General features: G+C 39.9%; 17 protein-coding genes. 16 read left to right on the top strand and 1 reads right to left on the bottom strand.

The window, feature by feature from the left end:
• The first annotated feature begins 71 nt into the window (after positions 1-71).
• The 7 genes from NFR44_RS03650 (at position 72) to pyrR (ending at position 5,167) form a co-directional block, all read left to right on the top strand.
• Positions 72-1,373: an SLC13 family permease gene (locus NFR44_RS03650; protein ID WP_251441277.1), complete on the top strand. Its 1,302-nt coding sequence runs from the start codon at positions 72-74 to the stop codon at positions 1,371-1,373.
• A gap of 182 nt (positions 1,374-1,555) precedes the next feature.
• Complete coding sequence (locus tag NFR44_RS03645; RefSeq protein ID WP_251441275.1) at positions 1,556-2,173, top strand: hypothetical protein; 618 nt, start codon at positions 1,556-1,558, stop codon at positions 2,171-2,173.
• A gap of 2 nt (positions 2,174-2,175) precedes the next feature.
• Complete coding sequence (locus NFR44_RS03640) at positions 2,176-2,574, top strand: hypothetical protein (RefSeq protein ID WP_251441274.1); 399 nt, start codon at positions 2,176-2,178, stop codon at positions 2,572-2,574.
• A 379-nt stretch (positions 2,575-2,953) separates the two neighbouring features.
• Positions 2,954-3,121 (top strand): 4Fe-4S ferredoxin, encoded by a 168-nt coding sequence (gene fdxA / locus NFR44_RS03635; RefSeq protein ID WP_006555144.1) that lies wholly within the window; start codon positions 2,954-2,956, stop codon positions 3,119-3,121.
• 118 nt (positions 3,122-3,239) lie between these two features.
• Positions 3,240-3,689, top strand: a complete 450-nt coding sequence (gene lspA / locus NFR44_RS03630) for a signal peptidase II (protein WP_251441372.1) — start codon at positions 3,240-3,242, stop codon at positions 3,687-3,689.
• Positions 3,682-4,638 (top strand): RluA family pseudouridine synthase, encoded by a 957-nt coding sequence (locus NFR44_RS03625; protein WP_251441272.1) that lies wholly within the window; start codon positions 3,682-3,684, stop codon positions 4,636-4,638. The genes lspA and NFR44_RS03625 overlap by 8 nt, the downstream gene beginning before the upstream one ends.
• Before the next feature lie 10 nt (positions 4,639-4,648).
• The gene (gene pyrR, locus NFR44_RS03620) at positions 4,649-5,167 is read left to right on the top strand and encodes a bifunctional pyr operon transcriptional regulator/uracil phosphoribosyltransferase PyrR (protein ID WP_251441270.1); all 519 of its coding nucleotides are present in this window, start codon (positions 4,649-4,651) and stop codon (positions 5,165-5,167) included.
• Positions 5,168-5,231: 64 nt separating this feature from the next.
• On the opposite strand, the gene NFR44_RS03615 is transcribed toward pyrR, so the two are convergent.
• Complete coding sequence (locus NFR44_RS03615) at positions 5,232-6,485, bottom strand: tRNA(Met) cytidine acetate ligase (RefSeq protein WP_251441268.1); 1,254 nt, start codon at positions 6,483-6,485, stop codon at positions 5,232-5,234.
• Between the two features lie 272 nt (positions 6,486-6,757).
• Between NFR44_RS03615 and NFR44_RS03610 the strand changes: the two genes are divergently transcribed.
• The 9 genes from NFR44_RS03610 to NFR44_RS03570 all read left to right on the top strand — a co-directional run bounded on the left by NFR44_RS03610 (position 6,758) and on the right by NFR44_RS03570 (position 15,650).
• A complete protein-coding gene (locus NFR44_RS03610; RefSeq protein ID WP_251441266.1) occupies positions 6,758-7,318 on the top strand; it encodes a hypothetical protein in 561 nt (186 codons plus the stop codon).
• Positions 7,319-7,321: 3 nt separating this feature from the next.
• Positions 7,322-8,536 carry an acetate/propionate family kinase gene (locus NFR44_RS03605; protein ID WP_251441264.1) on the top strand — a complete coding sequence of 405 codons (1,215 nt, stop codon included), beginning with the start codon at positions 7,322-7,324 and terminating at the stop codon, positions 8,534-8,536.
• 95 nt (positions 8,537-8,631) lie between these two features.
• Positions 8,632-9,216, top strand: coding sequence for a Maf family protein (locus tag NFR44_RS03600; protein WP_251441370.1), 585 nt, complete (start codon positions 8,632-8,634; stop codon positions 9,214-9,216).
• A 39-nt stretch (positions 9,217-9,255) separates the two neighbouring features.
• Positions 9,256-9,954, top strand: a complete 699-nt coding sequence (radC, locus tag NFR44_RS03595) for a RadC family protein (protein WP_277612550.1) — start codon at positions 9,256-9,258, stop codon at positions 9,952-9,954.
• 85 nt (positions 9,955-10,039) lie between these two features.
• Positions 10,040-11,077, top strand: coding sequence for a rod shape-determining protein (locus NFR44_RS03590; RefSeq protein WP_251441262.1), 1,038 nt, complete (start codon positions 10,040-10,042; stop codon positions 11,075-11,077).
• The gene (mreC, locus tag NFR44_RS03585; protein WP_251441261.1) at positions 11,077-11,994 is read left to right on the top strand and encodes a rod shape-determining protein MreC; all 918 of its coding nucleotides are present in this window, start codon (positions 11,077-11,079) and stop codon (positions 11,992-11,994) included. The genes NFR44_RS03590 and mreC overlap by 1 nt, the downstream gene beginning before the upstream one ends.
• Complete coding sequence (mreD, locus tag NFR44_RS03580) at positions 11,991-12,482, top strand: rod shape-determining protein MreD (protein WP_251441259.1); 492 nt, start codon at positions 11,991-11,993, stop codon at positions 12,480-12,482. Before mreC ends, mreD begins: the two co-directional genes overlap by 4 nt.
• A gap of 36 nt (positions 12,483-12,518) precedes the next feature.
• On the top strand, positions 12,519-14,489 hold the full coding sequence (gene mrdA / locus NFR44_RS03575) for a penicillin-binding protein 2 (RefSeq protein WP_251441257.1): 1,971 nt from the start codon (positions 12,519-12,521) through the stop codon (positions 14,487-14,489).
• 33 nt (positions 14,490-14,522) lie between these two features.
• Positions 14,523-15,650 carry a P-loop NTPase gene (locus NFR44_RS03570; RefSeq protein ID WP_251441253.1) on the top strand — a complete coding sequence of 376 codons (1,128 nt, stop codon included), beginning with the start codon at positions 14,523-14,525 and terminating at the stop codon, positions 15,648-15,650.
• The last annotated feature ends 6 nt before the right edge of the window (positions 15,651-15,656 follow it).

The following is a 15,656-nucleotide window of genomic DNA, read 5'->3' as shown; positions in this document are numbered from 1 at the left end:
TATGTACATAAAATAAGAAATCCTATTAATTTCAATACTTTTTATTGAAGTATTAAAAGGAGATGACTAATATGGATGTTGCAGTACAAACTTTGATCGTGCTCGCTGTTATGGCGATTTTCTTTGTTACTGAAATTATTCCACTAGCAATCACCTCTATTGGTGGGGCCATTACATTATGTTTAATGGGGATTATTAGTAGTAAAGAAGCTTTTTCAGGTTTATCTGATAGTACCGTAGTATTATTTGCTGGTATGTTCGTAGTTGGTGGGGCCATGTTCTACACAGGGCTTGCTCAAAAAATTGGTGAAACAGTAGTATCTAAAGCAGGTACTAGTGAAAATGGTTTAATGTTTGCTATTATGACAGTAACTGCAGTTATGTCTGCATTCTTATCTAACACTGGTACAGCAGCTGCTTTATTGCCAGTAGTTGTTGGTATTTGTTCTGTTGCTAATATTCCTGCAAGCCGTCAGTTAATGCCATTAGCATTTGCTGCTGGTATCGGTGGTATCATCACAATGGTTGGTACACCTCCAAACATTATCGTTAATGGTGCTTTAGCTAAAGCGGGCATTCCTCAATTCGGCTTCTTTGAATTTGCTTGGATTGGTGTTCCTTTAACAGTTGCTACTATTGCTTTCATGATGTTTATTGGTAAATATTTCTTACCTAAACATGAAATTACTGGTGATGTTGAAGTAGAACAAGAAGTATCTGCTGATGAAGTATCTAATGATCCTAAGAAACAATTATACTCCGGTTTAATTCTTGGTGCAGTTATCTTGTTAATGATTTTAGGCGATCCTTTAAAAACATACTTTGGTATTAACTTACCATTGAGCTTAGTAGCTGTTATGGGTGCTATTGCTTGTGTATTAACTGGTTGCTTAAAAGAAAAACAAGCTTATACTTCTATTGACTGGGTAACAATCTTCTTATTCGCAGGTATGATGCCTGTAGCTGGTGCTATGGATAAATCCGGTGCTGGTCAATTAATTGCTAATGCCGTTCTTGGCGTTATGGGTTCTGACCCTAGCCCTTACTTTGCGACAGGTGTTTTATTCTTATTATCTTGTATTATGACTCAATTTATGTCTAACACTGCATCTTGTGCATTGTTAGCACCAATTGGTATCGCTATTGCAAGAGGTATGGGTGCTGACCCTCATGCCGTATTAATGGCTATCGGTGTTGCTGCATCTTGTGCATTCGGTACACCTGTAGGTACACCTCCAAATACATTAGTACTTGGTCCTGGTCAATACAAATTCATGGACTACGTAAAAGCTGGGGTACCATTGATTATTGTGTGTTTCATTGTAAGCCTTATTGTAATTCCAATGGTATGGCCTTTCTTCCCAGGTCAATAAGAATAAATTAAAATATTTAGTGAAGTCAATTTATTAAATATTTATGAATGAATATTGGGGTAGTGCAATAAGTACTGCTCCAATATTTTTTTAGTTTTATTTGATTTTTAATTTGTTTTACATTGTCTCTTATATGAGGGGAGAAAAAGTATCCTTATGTCAGTTTGACAGGAGTTTTTATAATGAAAGTAATTTATCAAGAAAGTTCAAAACGAAGTAATAAAGCAACATTTGTTGTCAGTTTATTTGTTATAGCTTTATTAGTTGCCATAGGATGGACAACTAGCCGCAGCATGGCTAAAGGAGTTATTATATTAGATGAATATTTTGTTGAGTTGGTAGCTTTATTTGTTATTTTAAAAACTGCAATAGCTCAATATACATATAAATTATTAGATGATAAACTCGTGATTATAGAGAAGTTTTTATTTAGTACAAAAAAAATGGAAATTCCATATACTATGATTGATGGTGTATTTTTACATAAAACAGAATTCATTAGTAAATTTAAATTAAGGTACAAATATCGTAAATGTTCAAGTTCAGATAATAGACCAGCATGGGCATTAATTTATTCTATTGTTAATGGAAAAAAAGTTAAAAATGGACGAGTTATTATGAAAGCAGACAAAGCTTTTTTTGATGCTTTAAGTCAATTTGTTCCTAATAGAATTTGTGTGCCACAAGAAGATGTTATATTGTATTCATACATACGGAGAGACGCTATTATGCATGGTGAATCAGTGGATGAGTACTTCCAAGAAATTATTAGTCAGACTGAGGAAAAGGAAAATGATTAGTTATGAATAAAAAAGATTTAATTAATCGAAGGAGCGAATTAATTGAACAGCGCGCCGTTTGTGTAAAAGAATGGCAGACGTTAGCTAAATTACCACAGAATCCGTCTACTACATCGCTCTTGAGCGCCTTTGTTTTAATTGGTGCCGCTACGGTTTTATCCTTTCTTACCGAAACACCTACTATTTACGACCCACAGTTTTTAATTGCTGTCGTATTAATGTTAGCTGGCGTAGGCGTATTCTTTAATAGTAAGGTTACAGTTGATAATCGCCGCAAAAAGATTAATAAATTACAAGATTTGGTATGGGAGATTAACGACGAACTAAAAGAAGTATCCCAAGAATTGGGCTTACCATTTCCTAAAATTAAATTACCTAAAGCGCCTAAAGGCAAAAAATAATCGCATAATAAACTATGATTACCGTAACCTTATCTTATAGATGTATGGTTGGCATACGAAAAACATTTATAAAAATGAGAATAAAATTCATTTGTTGTTTTATGCTATTTTGAACTTAAATGAGAATGCAAGTATTGAGTAGGTTTACTCTTTTATCAATAAAAAATGTATTGAAAATATTTATCAAATACTTAAAGAATAGCGTATTTACTATGTAAAATAGTCATTTAAACTTGCATAAAAATAATAAGAAATCATTATCCATAAGTTTGACAAGATGGAAAAATCGTGCCATAATGAGAATATAAAGTTAAGGTAAGTTCCTTAAGGAATTGATAATCAAGAAATTATCTAGTATATTTTGCGGAGGTGTCCAATAATGAGAGTTATCGGTGACGAATGTATTAAATGTGGTTCTTGTGCTTCTGTATGCCCAGTAGGCGCTATTAGCGAAGGCGAACTTAAATACGAAATTAACGAAACTTGCATCGACTGCGGTTCTTGCGAATCTGTATGCCCAGTAGGTACTATTCATCCAGCTGAATAATCAACGGATGCCAAAGCCCTCTAGTAGAGGGCTTTTTTTATTTGCCTTGTTTCCCTATTTAGCCGTATAATAAAGAGTAATAAACTATTAAAAAGGAAGAGAATAATCAATGGCAATTATATATGTAATTATTGGACTTGTTTGGTTAGTAATTGATCAAGTAACAAAAAGTTGGGTGCAAGAGAGTATGACATTGGGACAATCGATACCTTTGATTCCGAATGTATTTCATTTGACCTATATTTTAAATAAGGGCGCTGCATTTGGCATACTAGCTAATCAACGGCTGTTTTTTTTATGTATAGTTCTTATCTTGCTTGTTGTACTTTGGTATTTCAGACAATATATTCGTACTGGTGGTGTGTTGACACAATTAGGAACGGCCTTGTTAGTTAGTGGTGCTTTAGGCAATGCTTGGGATCGATATCATATAGGGGCTGTTGTGGATTTTTTTGATTTTAGAATTTGGCCGATTTTTAATGTAGCGGATATTGGTATTTGTGTTGGCGTTGCTTTATTGGCTATACATATTTGGCGTTCACCTCAGGGAGGAAATCATAATGGATAATGAATTAGTAACGAATGTTCACTTCGAACCAGGTAAGACTATTACTGTAGTAGTACCGGCGGATAAAGAAGGGGAACGATTAGATATATTTTTAACATCTCTCATGGAAGGCTCTCGTAGTTATGTACAACAATTAATTAAATCGGGGGCTGTTACGGTTAATAATAAAGTGGGCAAGAGTAATTTAAAATTAGCTAGTGAAGCTCTTATTACGGTTGTAGTACCGAAGCCTCAGTCTGTAGAAGTGAAACCAGAAGATATTCCGTTGGATATATTGTTTGAGGACCATGATATTATCATCGTAAATAAACCTCGTGGTATGGTGGTGCATCCTGCCGTAGGAAATTATACAGGCACTTTAGTTAATGCATTGCTATTTCATTGCAAGGACTTATCCGGCATTAATGGTGAAATTCGTCCTGGTATTGTCCATCGCTTAGATAAAGATACATCTGGTGTTATGATGGCGGCTAAAAATGACTTAGCTCATATTGGCTTAGCTGAACAGGTAAAAGCTCATTCAGCAACACGCACCTATTATGCCTTGGTACAAGGCAATATTGTAGAAGAGCGGGGGACCATTAAAGCACCTATTGGACGTCATCCAAAGGACCGTATGAAAATGGCCGTAGTATTTGAAAATAGTAAAGAAGCCATTACTCATTTCAAAGTATTAGAACGGTATGGGCAACATACTTTAGTGGAATGTGTTCTTGAAACAGGACGAACTCATCAGATTCGTGTGCATTTTGCTCACATTGGTCATCCTGTAGTTAATGATCCATTTTACGGGTATCGGAAAATGGATTTCCCTATTGAAGGGCAAGCCTTACATTCCTATAGTTTAGATGTGAAGCATCCTATTACTGGCAAGGAACTTCATTTTGAAGCCCCATTGCCTGAGGACTTTTTAGCTTGTCTTGAGTATGCCAAAACTCATAATGTATAAGGAGCTAGCTATGGAAGATAAACGAGTTCTTATGGATGAGCAGGCTATGATGCGTGCTGTTCGTCGAATTAGTCATGAAATTTTAGAACGCAATAAAGGCTTAGATAATGCTTTGATTTTAGGGATTGAGCGCCGTGGCATATATTTAGCGCAACGTTTACAAGCTCAGATTGAAGCGATTGAAGGCGTTCATATTGAAGTAGCCACTATTAATGTAGCGATGTATCGGGATGATCGCACTACAACGGGCAAAGAAGGGCCACCGTTTACCTTAGACACAACTGGTAAGTTAGTTATTTTGGTAGATGATGTGCTGTATACAGGGCGAACGATTCGGTCTGCCTTGAATGCACTTATGGAAGTGGGGCGGCCTCGAGCTATTCAATTAGCTGTATTAGTCGATAGAGGGCATAGAGAATTGCCAATTCGCGCTGATTATGTAGGGAAAAATATTCCTACCTCTCACATGGAAACGGTGCGAGTTAATGTAAAAGAACAAGATGGCGAGGACAGTGTAACAATTTCATAAAAAATAGGCTGAATCTACAGGATAATATAGATACTGTAGGTTCAGCCTTTTTTGTCATGGTTTGTCATGGAGTATTTATTATATACCAAGGGGTAAAGGTGTAATCAGTGCCACCCGACCGCTTGGCGGGGTGTTTAAAACAAAGGGCTTGTAGGTCTGTGGCCCGTTGATCTAGTTGGGCTAGCTGGGCAGTCAGCCCTTGCGCTTCCTTTAGGAAAGGGGCCCATTTTTGTACTACTGGAATAGTGAAGTTCTTGGCCTGTAACCAAGGGCGGGCTTCTTTGGTAAAGCCTAATAGACGAGCATAGGTAGGGCCTTGCTGATGAGCGTCATCTTGGAGCTGTTGGGCAATTTGCAGCATTGTATATGCCGACATTCGGTTTAAACGGGCATAGGAATAGCGTTTTGATTTTAAAAGCTCTCGAGCTGCGTTCCAAGTAGTGGCCTGACTTGCTTTTGGCCAACGATTTTCTAAGCCTTCTTTAAAATCACAAAGTTGTTGTAAGTCCTCAGCAGTGCGTTGGCGACTTTCATAGAGTAAGAAATCTTCATACCGTGAGAGATCGAGCAATTCGCCTTGTAATACTAATTCCGTATAGTCCTTTTGTATATTAGTGGGTACAAAGTCTGTTAGCTTATGTAAGAAATTCATATCTGTACCTTCATGGTTAGCTTCTCTTGTAGTCTGAGCGGTATATAAGTGGTGTCGTAAGGCAGAACCTGAAGGCCAAGGGGACGTTAGACTGGCATTATGATGGGCACCTTCTCGTTGCACTAGATAGACGTCTAAGTCTAATTGATAGGTTTTTAAGGCCTTTAAATATTCAATGCCTAATAGAGCATTGGGGTGTTGTAAGATTGGTTCTGCTTTAGGGGCTACTGTAGCGATAGCATCGCGTAAGGCGGCCCCATAGAAATAGCCTTCTTGCAGGCGTTGCTGGCAATGTGCTTGCACTTCAGGGGTGTGACTGAGGTTGGCAATTTGTTGTAATGCAGTTAAATCAGTCGTTTCAGAACCAAAGGATAAAGCAGTGGCTCCGACTGATGCAAGTAACCGAACTGCACCAGCCGCAAAGCGTTCGGCATTGGCCGTTGCATAAATAGTTGGCAGTTCTAGTACTGCATTAGCGCCATTTAATAAGGCCCAACGAGCGCGTATAAATTTATTGAAAATAGCAGGTTCACCACGTTGTACAAAGGAGCCACTCATAGCTATGATGATTAGGGCATCTGGATGTGCTTGGCGTAGTTGTTGTAATTGATGGGCATGGCCGATGTGAAACGGATTATATTCCGCTACAATGCCAATACATTTCATAGGTGTCTCCTTTCGCGTTTCACTTGCAAAGTATTGTGTAGTTGGTTACTATGGTATGCTTATTATAGCATAGAATGCTATGCTTATGGGCTTTTATAGGAATAGATACTATAATTGTTAGGGACTATAACTAAACGTTATGAATAACAGTGTTTGTATGTAAAAAACTAATAGTGAATATGTGTAAAAAGAGAGGTGCAAGGATTAAGAAAGAATGGTATAATTTAACCGTACGTGATTATTTGTACAGACAAACTGAATCGAGGGATAATATGAAGAAATGGTTCACTGTATGTCTTATGGCTCTTATGGTCCTCGTTATGAGTGGCTGTGGCAGTGATAATGCATTAGATTCCTATAGTTTTGGTCACAAAGTGATTAAGGCGGGGGCTTCAGAAATTACCGTTGCCTTACCTTATGATATTGGCGTACAACCTAATACTTCGCAGAATGCATTAGGGTATCCAGTGACTACGTATTTAGGAGCGGATAAGAATTTTCTAGTATCCATTGAGGCTATTACGCCAAAAGTGGGGCAACCATTACCAACAGCGCAAGCTTATGGTATGGAAGCAAAGCAATTTTATGATAAAAGTTTTGGCAAAAACTTAACTTGGTCAGAGGCTATGAAGTCTGTTGATGGTGTAACGGCGTTTACTGCTGATGCGACTTTGAAGTCTGACAAAGCAAAAATTCGTTTCTTTCAATACACGTTTGTAGATAAGGGTGTATTGTGGAATATAACCTATCAGTACCCAATTGATAGCACGATGGGTGCTCAGATTTCTGATTTTGTGGTAGGCAAAATTCAAATTACTAAGAAAGAGGGATAAGTAATGAATGTTTTAGTAGTAAACTGTGGTAGTTCTTCCTTAAAATACCAGCTTATTGACATGGACAAAGAAGCGGTATTAGCTAAAGGACAATTTGAAAAGATTGGTGCTGATGATGCAATCTTTACTCACAAACGTCCAGACGCTGAAAAGTTAGAACGCGTAGAACCTATTTTGGACCACAAACAAGCACTTAAAATTTTGCTTGATATTTTAATTGATGCAGAATACGGCGTAATCGCATCTATGGATGAAATTGATGCTGTTGGCCATCGTGTGGTTCATGGTGCTGAAAAGTTTGCTGACTCCGTGTTAATTACACCTGCTGTTATGGAAGCATTACAGGAATGTGCTAAAATTGCACCTCTTCATAACCCACCAAATATTCAAGGTATCGAAGCATGCGAAGCAATTATGCCAAGCGTGCCACAAGTTGCTGTTTTTGATACAGCATTCCATCAGACAATGCCTGCAGAAGCATTCCTTTATGGTTTGCCTTATGAAGCATACACTGAATTAGGTGTTCGTCGTTATGGTTTCCATGGTACTAGCCATAAATATGTATCCCAACGTGTAGCTGAATTAATGGGTAAACACATGAGTGATTTACGTATTATTTCTTGTCACCTTGGCAATGGTTCCAGTGTGGCGGCCATCAAAGCTGGTCGTTCTATCGACACTTCCATGGGCTTCACTCCATTATCTGGTTTAATCATGGGTACTCGTTGTGGTGATATTGACCCAGCTATCGTACCATTCTTGATGGATAAATGGGATATGACATACCATGAAATCGACGCTATTATGAATAAAAAATCTGGCGTATTCGGTATTTCTGGTGTATCCAATGACTTCCGTGTTATTGAAGAAGCTGCTGAAGAAGGCAACAAACGTGCTCAATTAGCTCTTGATATGTTCCATTACAAAGTTCGTTCCACTATTGGTGCGTACGCAGCTGTTATGGGCGGTGTAGATGCTATCGTATTTACTGCTGGTATCGGTGAAAATGGTATCGGTAACCGCGATGCTATCTGTAATGGTCTTGAATACCTTGGCACTCGTCTTGACCGTGAACGCAACAATGTTCGTGGTAAAGAAACTGAAATTAGCGTAGAAGGCTCCAAAGTAAAAATCTTCGTAGTACCTACTAACGAAGAAATTATGATTGCTCGTGATACAAAACGTATTACAGCTAGCCTTGTAATGAAAAACTGGTAATTACATATTCGTGTGAACGAAATATAACACAGGCGCGCAGTACCTTTGTAGGTACTGCGCGTTGTAGTTTACAAGCTAATAGGGGGTAAAGATAACTGATGAAATTATATTTAGCATCTGGCTCACCACGGCGCCGTGAATTATTAGACCAAGTAGGGATTCCCTTTACGGTCGTTAAGAGTACTTATGAAGAGCATAATGAACAATATGAGTCGCCCTATGAATTAGTGGAACAACAGGCTCTAGGGAAGGCATTAGCTGCTGTTATACCAGCAGTTACTAGTAATGAAGGTTATGTTGTATTAGGGGCAGATACGATTGTGGTTCATAAGCAACATAAATTGGGGAAGCCCGTTGATTCTGCTGAGGCCACCGCTATGTTAGAAGAATTGTCTGGTGATTTTCATGAGGTGGTTACGGGCGTTGCTCTTTGCAAGTATGATCATGTTGGGCAGTTGGTGTCACAAGCAATCTTTCATGTGCGAACGAAGGTGTATTTCTTTGAATTAACCAAGTCAGAGATTGCAGCTTATGTTGCTACTGGAGAACCCCTTGATAAAGCGGGGGCGTATGGTATTCAAGGTCAAGGGGCATACTTGGTAAAAAGTATTGAAGGATCATATACGAATGTGGTAGGCTTGCCTGTTGAAGTGGTGGCTAGAAAGTTAAACGAATTATAGGCATAGGGATTAAATCGTTTATTAGGGAGATGGTATACGGTGAGTGGCGTAATAACTGGTTGTGTACGGGAGTGGCAACCTTGGCAACAACCGAGAGAAAAGTTTTTAAAAATGGGGCCTCATAATGTAAGTATAGAGGAATTATTGGCTATTTTATTGCGTACAGGACGACGGGGGACTTCGGTGCTTGAATTAGCCAAAGAGGTTTTGAATACAGTTCAGCATGGTGCTTACGGCCTTAATGAAATTACTGTAGAAGGGCTTCAAACGATTAAAGGCATAGGTTGTGATAAGGCCGTTACAGTGTGTGCCGCTATTGAATTGGGACGGCGTTTAGGACAATTAAAAGTAAAACAAACGTATGAAGATTTTAGTAATCCTAAAGCGGTAGCTATGTATGTAATGGAACGCTTGCGTTACGAAAAAGAAGAGCATGTGTGTGCGGCGTTTTTGAATTGTAAAAATAAGTTAATTACGCTTGCTACCATTTCTATAGGTGGTTTAACTGGGAGTTTGGCGGAGCAGCGCACGGTGTTTCGCCAAGCTTTGCAGGCTAATGCGGCAAGTTTGATATTAATTCACAATCATCCGTCAGGAGAGGCAACACCTAGTGCGGATGATGTAGCGATTACCAAAGTATTTATTGAAGCCGGTTTAGTAATGGGAATTCCTGTATTGGATCATATAATTATTGGTGATGGCATCTATACAAGCTTGTGTGAAAAAGAACTATTATAAGGGAAGAACTCCGTGGTCGTCGGTTGATTTATCCTTACGGGCAATAGTATAATTAAGAGATGAGTTAAGTAAGGAGACTAAGCAGATGATTCGTATATTTTCGTCATTAGGACGAGACTTAGGTATAGATATAGGCACAGTGAATACGCATATCCATGTACAGGGGCGTGGTGTCGTTTTATCGGAGCCATCCTTAGTGGCTACCGATACTAAGCAAGAAGGTATTGTAGCCGTAGGGGCTGATGCAGAACGCTTGTTATTGCGCACCCCTGATATGCTTGATGAAATGAGACCTTTGCGAGATGGCTTCATCGTTGACTATCGTGTTATGTTGACTATGTTGCGTCATTTTATGAATAAAGCATCTCGTACTGTAGGGCGGACGCGCGTTATTATGGCCGTTCCCTGTGGTATTACCGATGTGGAAAAACGGGCTATGACGGATGCTATTATTCAAGCAGGAGCTCGTGAAGCATATTTGTTAGAAGCGCCTGTGGCCGCTGCTTTGGGCTGTCATTTGCCTGTGTTTGAGGCTTGTGGTAGTATGGCTGTTGATATTGGTGGGGGTACGACGGATATTGGCGTTATGGCCTTGGGTGGTAAGGTAATTGCTCATTCTGCCCGTATTGGTGGTCATGATTTTAATGAAAGTATTTTACAATATATTAAAAATACCTTTTCTGTTATGGTGGCTGTGGAAACGGTAGAAGAAATTAAATTAGAGTTAGGTACAGCCTTGCCACCACAGGAAGAGGCTGAGCTGTCCTTTTTAGGACGAGATATTGCTAATGGTCTTATGAAGCGGATTATAATTCGCAAGTCAGAAGTATATCAAGTGATGCAGGAAACGTTACAACGTATTGTAGATGAGATTAAGTCTGTAGTGGAACAAACGCCTCCAGAATTGGCGGCAGATATTATGGAACGAGGTATGATTTTAACTGGTGCTACAGCCCTTATGGAAGGGCTGGGGCAACGCTTGAGTGAAGAATTGGGCATTCCCGTGCAAGTGCCAGCAGAACCAGGGTTTGCTGTAGCTGTAGGGCTAGGCGAAGCCTCTAAAGAATTTGCTCGTATGGAACGCTTTATTATTGCCTCTAAAAATCGGAAAGGAAGGGCCTAATGTTTTCATCAGAACGACGGTTAATCGTTATGGTAGGGCTTTGCTGTTTGTTTTTAGCCCTCTTAGGGTATGCTTGGAAACAACGGACGAGCATTCCCTATGTAACCGTGACGTTTGAACGAATTACAACGCCATTTACTTATGGCGCTTCACGTTTTTTAGGATCTATTCACACCGGCATTGCTGTGATTGATACAGCAATTAATGGTACGAAGGAAATGGATACAATTCGTGAAGAAAATGCACAATTACAGCAAAAAGTGACAAATTATGATGAAGTAGTGGCTGAAAATATGCGCCTTCGTCAGTTGTTGTCATTTCAAAATAGCCATCCCCAATTTGATATGGTAGCAGCTGCCGTAGTAACTCGTGATGTTGGTACTTGGACGAATACCTTTACCATTGATCGAGGCAGTGAAGATGGTCTTACGCCAAATATGGCGGTAGTCATTCCTGGTGGGGTTGTGGGTTTTATCAGTGATGTATATACCCATTCTGCTCGTGTACAGACGGTTCTTGACCCTCGTACAGCTATTGGGGTTATTGTACAACGACCTGAATCTCGAGTAGCGTCTATTGTTAAAGGCAATGGTAGTAATCCTGATGAGCCGTTATTGGTTAATGTAGCTCGTGATGGCGACGTATTAAATGGCGATACTTTGATTACTTCAGGCTATGGTGGCATTTATCCAAAAGGTCTTTTAGTAGGTCATGTAGCACGAATTGACAATGACTCCGAAGGTTTTGTTAAGAATGCAGTCGTACAATTGTCGGCAGATTTACGAAATGTAGAAGAAGTCTTTGTTATTCTTCGTTCTCGAGAAGGTGAGCTAGATAAGCCTAGTTTAACGCCTAAATTGGTACCGCAAACACAGCGTGACCAAGTAGAAGGTGTCAAAGGAGCGACGAAACAATGAGAACTATGATTTATATACTCATGGGGATTTTTACGTTTCTCATCCAAGCGAGTGTATTGCCTGTCCTATTTAGACAAGGGTGGATACCTAATTTAATTTTAGTATGGGTCATTGTCTTGGCCTTACTTAGAGGGCGCCGTATTGGTTTGATGGCGGCTATTGTAGGGGGCTTAGTGCATGATATATTAATATCCAATGCGTTTGGTCTTCACTTTTTCCCGTATATTGCGGTGGCCTATTTTATCAGTATCTGGTCACATAGTGTATATGAGGAACAATGGTATGTGACCTTTGCTTGGGTTTCAGTAGCTACTGTTGTTGATATGTTAGTGCGTATTGGTATGCTCTGGTTAGGGCGTGAAGATATTTTGATAGGCACATATATTTGGCATCACATCTGGCCTGTATGGTGGCTTAATGGCTTAATAGGCATTATGGTGCATGAAATTCTCTGGTATATGGAAGAGAAGGACGAATATATTTGGTAGTACATCAGTGTAAAATATTAGTGAGGAGGCATCGGCGTGCTTGAAGCATTATATAAAAAGAATAAAAAAGGCCGTTTTGATGCCTTAGTATATATAGTAATGGCAATTTTTGTCATTTTAGTAATTCGCTTGTTTTATCTTCAGATTATGGATGGTGAATACTATCATACGAAGGCAGAAGGGAATCGCTTGCGCATGGTTTCCGTTACTGCGGCGCGTGGGGTTATGTATGATCGAAATGGGCAAATTGTAGCGGGCTCTCGTCCGGCATATACTGTGTCTATTGTGCCAACTGGCAAAGATATTGACCCTGCGGAATTACAGCGTTTGGCTACGATACTAAATATTAAGCCAGAAACCATTCAAAATAAGATTGCCACTCATAAAGGGGGCTACGAACCAATTCGTTTAGCTACGGATATTACGATGGACCGTGTGACCATGATTGAAGAACATCGTCATGAGTTACCTGGTGTGTCTATTGAAGTAGAACCGTTGCGCTATTATCCTTATGATTCTTTGGCTTCACAACTTTTTGGCTATGTAGGGGAAGTAAGTGAAGAAGAATTAAATGAGATTAAGGCAGAAAATCCTGAAACATCAGTCGGTCCTGGTACGATTTTGGGCCGTTCTGGTTTGGAAAAAATGTATGACGATGTATTACGTGGTACCGATGGGGGCAAGCAAGTTGAAGTTGATGCCACTGGTCGTCCTGTAGCTGAAGTGGGTCGTAAAGATACAATTCCTGGTCGTGATATTCATTTAACAATAGACTTAGCCTTACAAAAGGCAGCTGAAAAAGCAGTTACGGATCAATTAAATTCGTTACGAGCGCAAGGCATTCCAGCTCGCGGGGCTGCTGTAGTTGCTATGGACCCTAATACGGGCGCTGTATTGGCTATGGTGAGTGCACCAGGTTTTAATCCCAACTGGTTTGCTAGAGGGATTACATCGGCTCAATGGAATCAGTTAAATACAGATCCTAATCATCCCTTTGATAATAAGGTAATTTCTGGCGAATATCCCCCTGGATCACCTTTTAAAATTGTTACGGGGGCAGCTGCCTTAGAGTTAAAAAAGGTTACGCCTGATGAGATGATCTTTGACAGTGGTCGCCATTGGTTGATTGATAAACGCAATGCAGAAGGAGAAGCCTTAGGCTGGCTTGACTTTAATACAGCTTTAGCTAAATCAGATAATGTGTATTTCTATGAAATGGGTAATCGTGTAGGCATTGAAGAATTAGACCGCTTTGCTAAGTTATTTGGTCTAGGTGAAAAAACCGGTATTAAATTATATGGTGAGTCTAGCGGTAACTTAGCAAGTCCTGAATATAAACGAAAAGTATTTGATCAAGATTGGTATTTAGGGGAAACCTTTGATGCGGCTATTGGCCAGTCCTTTACATTGGTAACGCCTATTCAGATGGCTGTATTAATGTCAGAAGTGGCTAATGGCGGCATTCGCTATCAACCGTATGTGGTGAGTCGTGTTGATAATAGTGATGGTACGCCAGCAGAAATTTTTGGCCCTAAGAAAATTGGGGTGTTACAAGTTTCAAAAACAGTCATGGATTTAATTCGCAATGGCTTACGTGACGTTACGGCTGAAGGTGGTACGGCGGGGTCTTTATTTAAAGGTTGGCCGATTGAAATCGCTGGTAAAACAGGGACTGCGGAAAACTCGACAGGCCGAGATCATGGTTGGTTCGTGGCGTATGCGCCATATGATAAACCTCGCATTGTAGTCGTAGCTTTGGTAGAACAAGGGAGCTTCGGTGCTGGTTCAGCTGGTCCGATTGTAAAAGATATTTTAGCAGAATATTTCCACATTAATACGGGCAAAGAAGGGGCCAATGGAAATGCTACGACAACGAATGGAGCGACTGCGGGTAGTACGACCACTGGTAGCCAGAATAGTGCTATAAATACGAGTGGTAATGTCGTAAATAGTGGCAATACGACTACGAATATTGATGATACTGTTACAGGTCCTAAAGGGCCGTAACCCATTTTAGAAACATAAGAGAAAGGAGTAGCTATGGGAAAAATTATAGCCATTATGTCAGGTAAGGGCGGTGTAGGTAAAACTACGCTGACTGCTTATATTGGGGCCGCTTTAAATCGTCGTGGCCACCGCGTACTTATTACTGATGCGGATTTTGGCATGCGTGATCTTGACTTAGTGTTAGGTAAGGAAAATGATATTTTCTTTGATGCTATTGATATTTGGAAAGAGTATTGTAATAAGGATAATGCGATTGTGCCATTGCGAGATGGATTTGATTTTTTACCAGCTACTCAAAGTCGTCGCTGGGAAGATGTGGGGCGTAAAGGGTATGGCAAGCTTATTAAGCGAATAGCTAAAGGCTATGACTATGTTATTATTGACGCTCCAGCAGGCATTGGCCGTGGTAATGAAGCTATTTTTAGAGTGGCTGAACAACTACTTTTAGTAGCGGAACCAATGTGGGTATCTTTGCGAGCCGTACAGCGCGTTATGCAATTATGTCATGAAGAACGTCTATTTAACTATGGCTTAGTGTTAAATAATGTTGGGCGTAGTGATGCGGCTGTGTCAGTGGATGAAGCGTTACAAAACTTGCAGGTTGAAAATTTAGCCACAATCTTACCACATAGCGCTAATATTTTGGCATGGTCTCAAGCAGGCGTACTTCATGAGGAATGTGATGAAGCTATGGATGTAATGATGGATCCTTTGGTAGCGTATATCGAGACTGATACAGCTTGGGAAGAGGCTGATGTATTAGCTCATTGGCAATCCTTAACATCTGACGTAGTAGATACCACTACTGCTGAAGCTAGCAAGAAAGGTACAGAGAAAGTAACAAAGAAAGAAAACGAGTTACTGGCAACGGCAGAGTCTGTTTCTGACGAAACTAATAATAAAACAGCCGTTGTTGAGCCAATAGCAGCTATTTCTCATGTAACAGCGGATGATGACCTTGATACAGCTAAGGAACCAGCGGTAGATACTCAAGTTATAGATATTCAAGTTATAGATGATAAAAACTTAGATACGCAGCCTGTGGAGAGTGCTGTTGTGGAGCAAGAACAAACAGAAGAGGTGCCTAAGAAAATGAGTTTTGGCTCTCTTTTAAAACGTCGTTTTACGAGTTTTTGGACTCGTGGCGGGCGTTTGCGCTAGGAGGTA

The organism is Veillonella intestinalis (assembly GCF_943193155.1).
Classification (GTDB): domain Bacteria; phylum Bacillota; class Negativicutes; order Veillonellales; family Veillonellaceae; genus Veillonella_A; species Veillonella_A intestinalis.
Note: the sequence above shows the minus strand (reverse complement) of the source record. Positions and strands in the feature narration are given on the sequence as shown.

Bases quoted from the DNA above. Each gene is read 5' to 3' on its own strand.
- NFR44_RS03650 (WP_251441277.1), top strand. From the start codon at position 72: ATGGATGTTGCAGTACAAACTTTGATCGTGCTCGCTGTTATGGCGATT.
- NFR44_RS03645 (WP_251441275.1), top strand. From the start codon at position 1,556: ATGAAAGTAATTTATCAAGAAAGTTCAAAACGAAGTAATAAAGCAACA.
- NFR44_RS03640 (WP_251441274.1), top strand. From the start codon at position 2,176: ATGAATAAAAAAGATTTAATTAATCGAAGGAGCGAATTAATTGAACAG.
- fdxA (WP_006555144.1), top strand. From the start codon at position 2,954: ATGAGAGTTATCGGTGACGAATGTATTAAATGTGGTTCTTGTGCTTCT.
- NFR44_RS03625 (WP_251441272.1), top strand. From the start codon at position 3,682: ATGGATAATGAATTAGTAACGAATGTTCACTTCGAACCAGGTAAGACT.
- pyrR (WP_251441270.1), top strand. From the start codon at position 4,649: ATGGAAGATAAACGAGTTCTTATGGATGAGCAGGCTATGATGCGTGCT.
- NFR44_RS03615 (WP_251441268.1), bottom strand. From the start codon at position 6,485: ATGAAATGTATTGGCATTGTAGCGGAATATAATCCGTTTCACATCGGC.
- NFR44_RS03610 (WP_251441266.1), top strand. From the start codon at position 6,758: ATGAAGAAATGGTTCACTGTATGTCTTATGGCTCTTATGGTCCTCGTT.
- NFR44_RS03605 (WP_251441264.1), top strand. From the start codon at position 7,322: ATGAATGTTTTAGTAGTAAACTGTGGTAGTTCTTCCTTAAAATACCAG.
- NFR44_RS03590 (WP_251441262.1), top strand. From the start codon at position 10,040: ATGATTCGTATATTTTCGTCATTAGGACGAGACTTAGGTATAGATATA.
- mreC (WP_251441261.1), top strand. From the start codon at position 11,077: ATGTTTTCATCAGAACGACGGTTAATCGTTATGGTAGGGCTTTGCTGT.
- mreD (WP_251441259.1), top strand. From the start codon at position 11,991: ATGAGAACTATGATTTATATACTCATGGGGATTTTTACGTTTCTCATC.
- NFR44_RS03570 (WP_251441253.1), top strand. From the start codon at position 14,523: ATGGGAAAAATTATAGCCATTATGTCAGGTAAGGGCGGTGTAGGTAAA.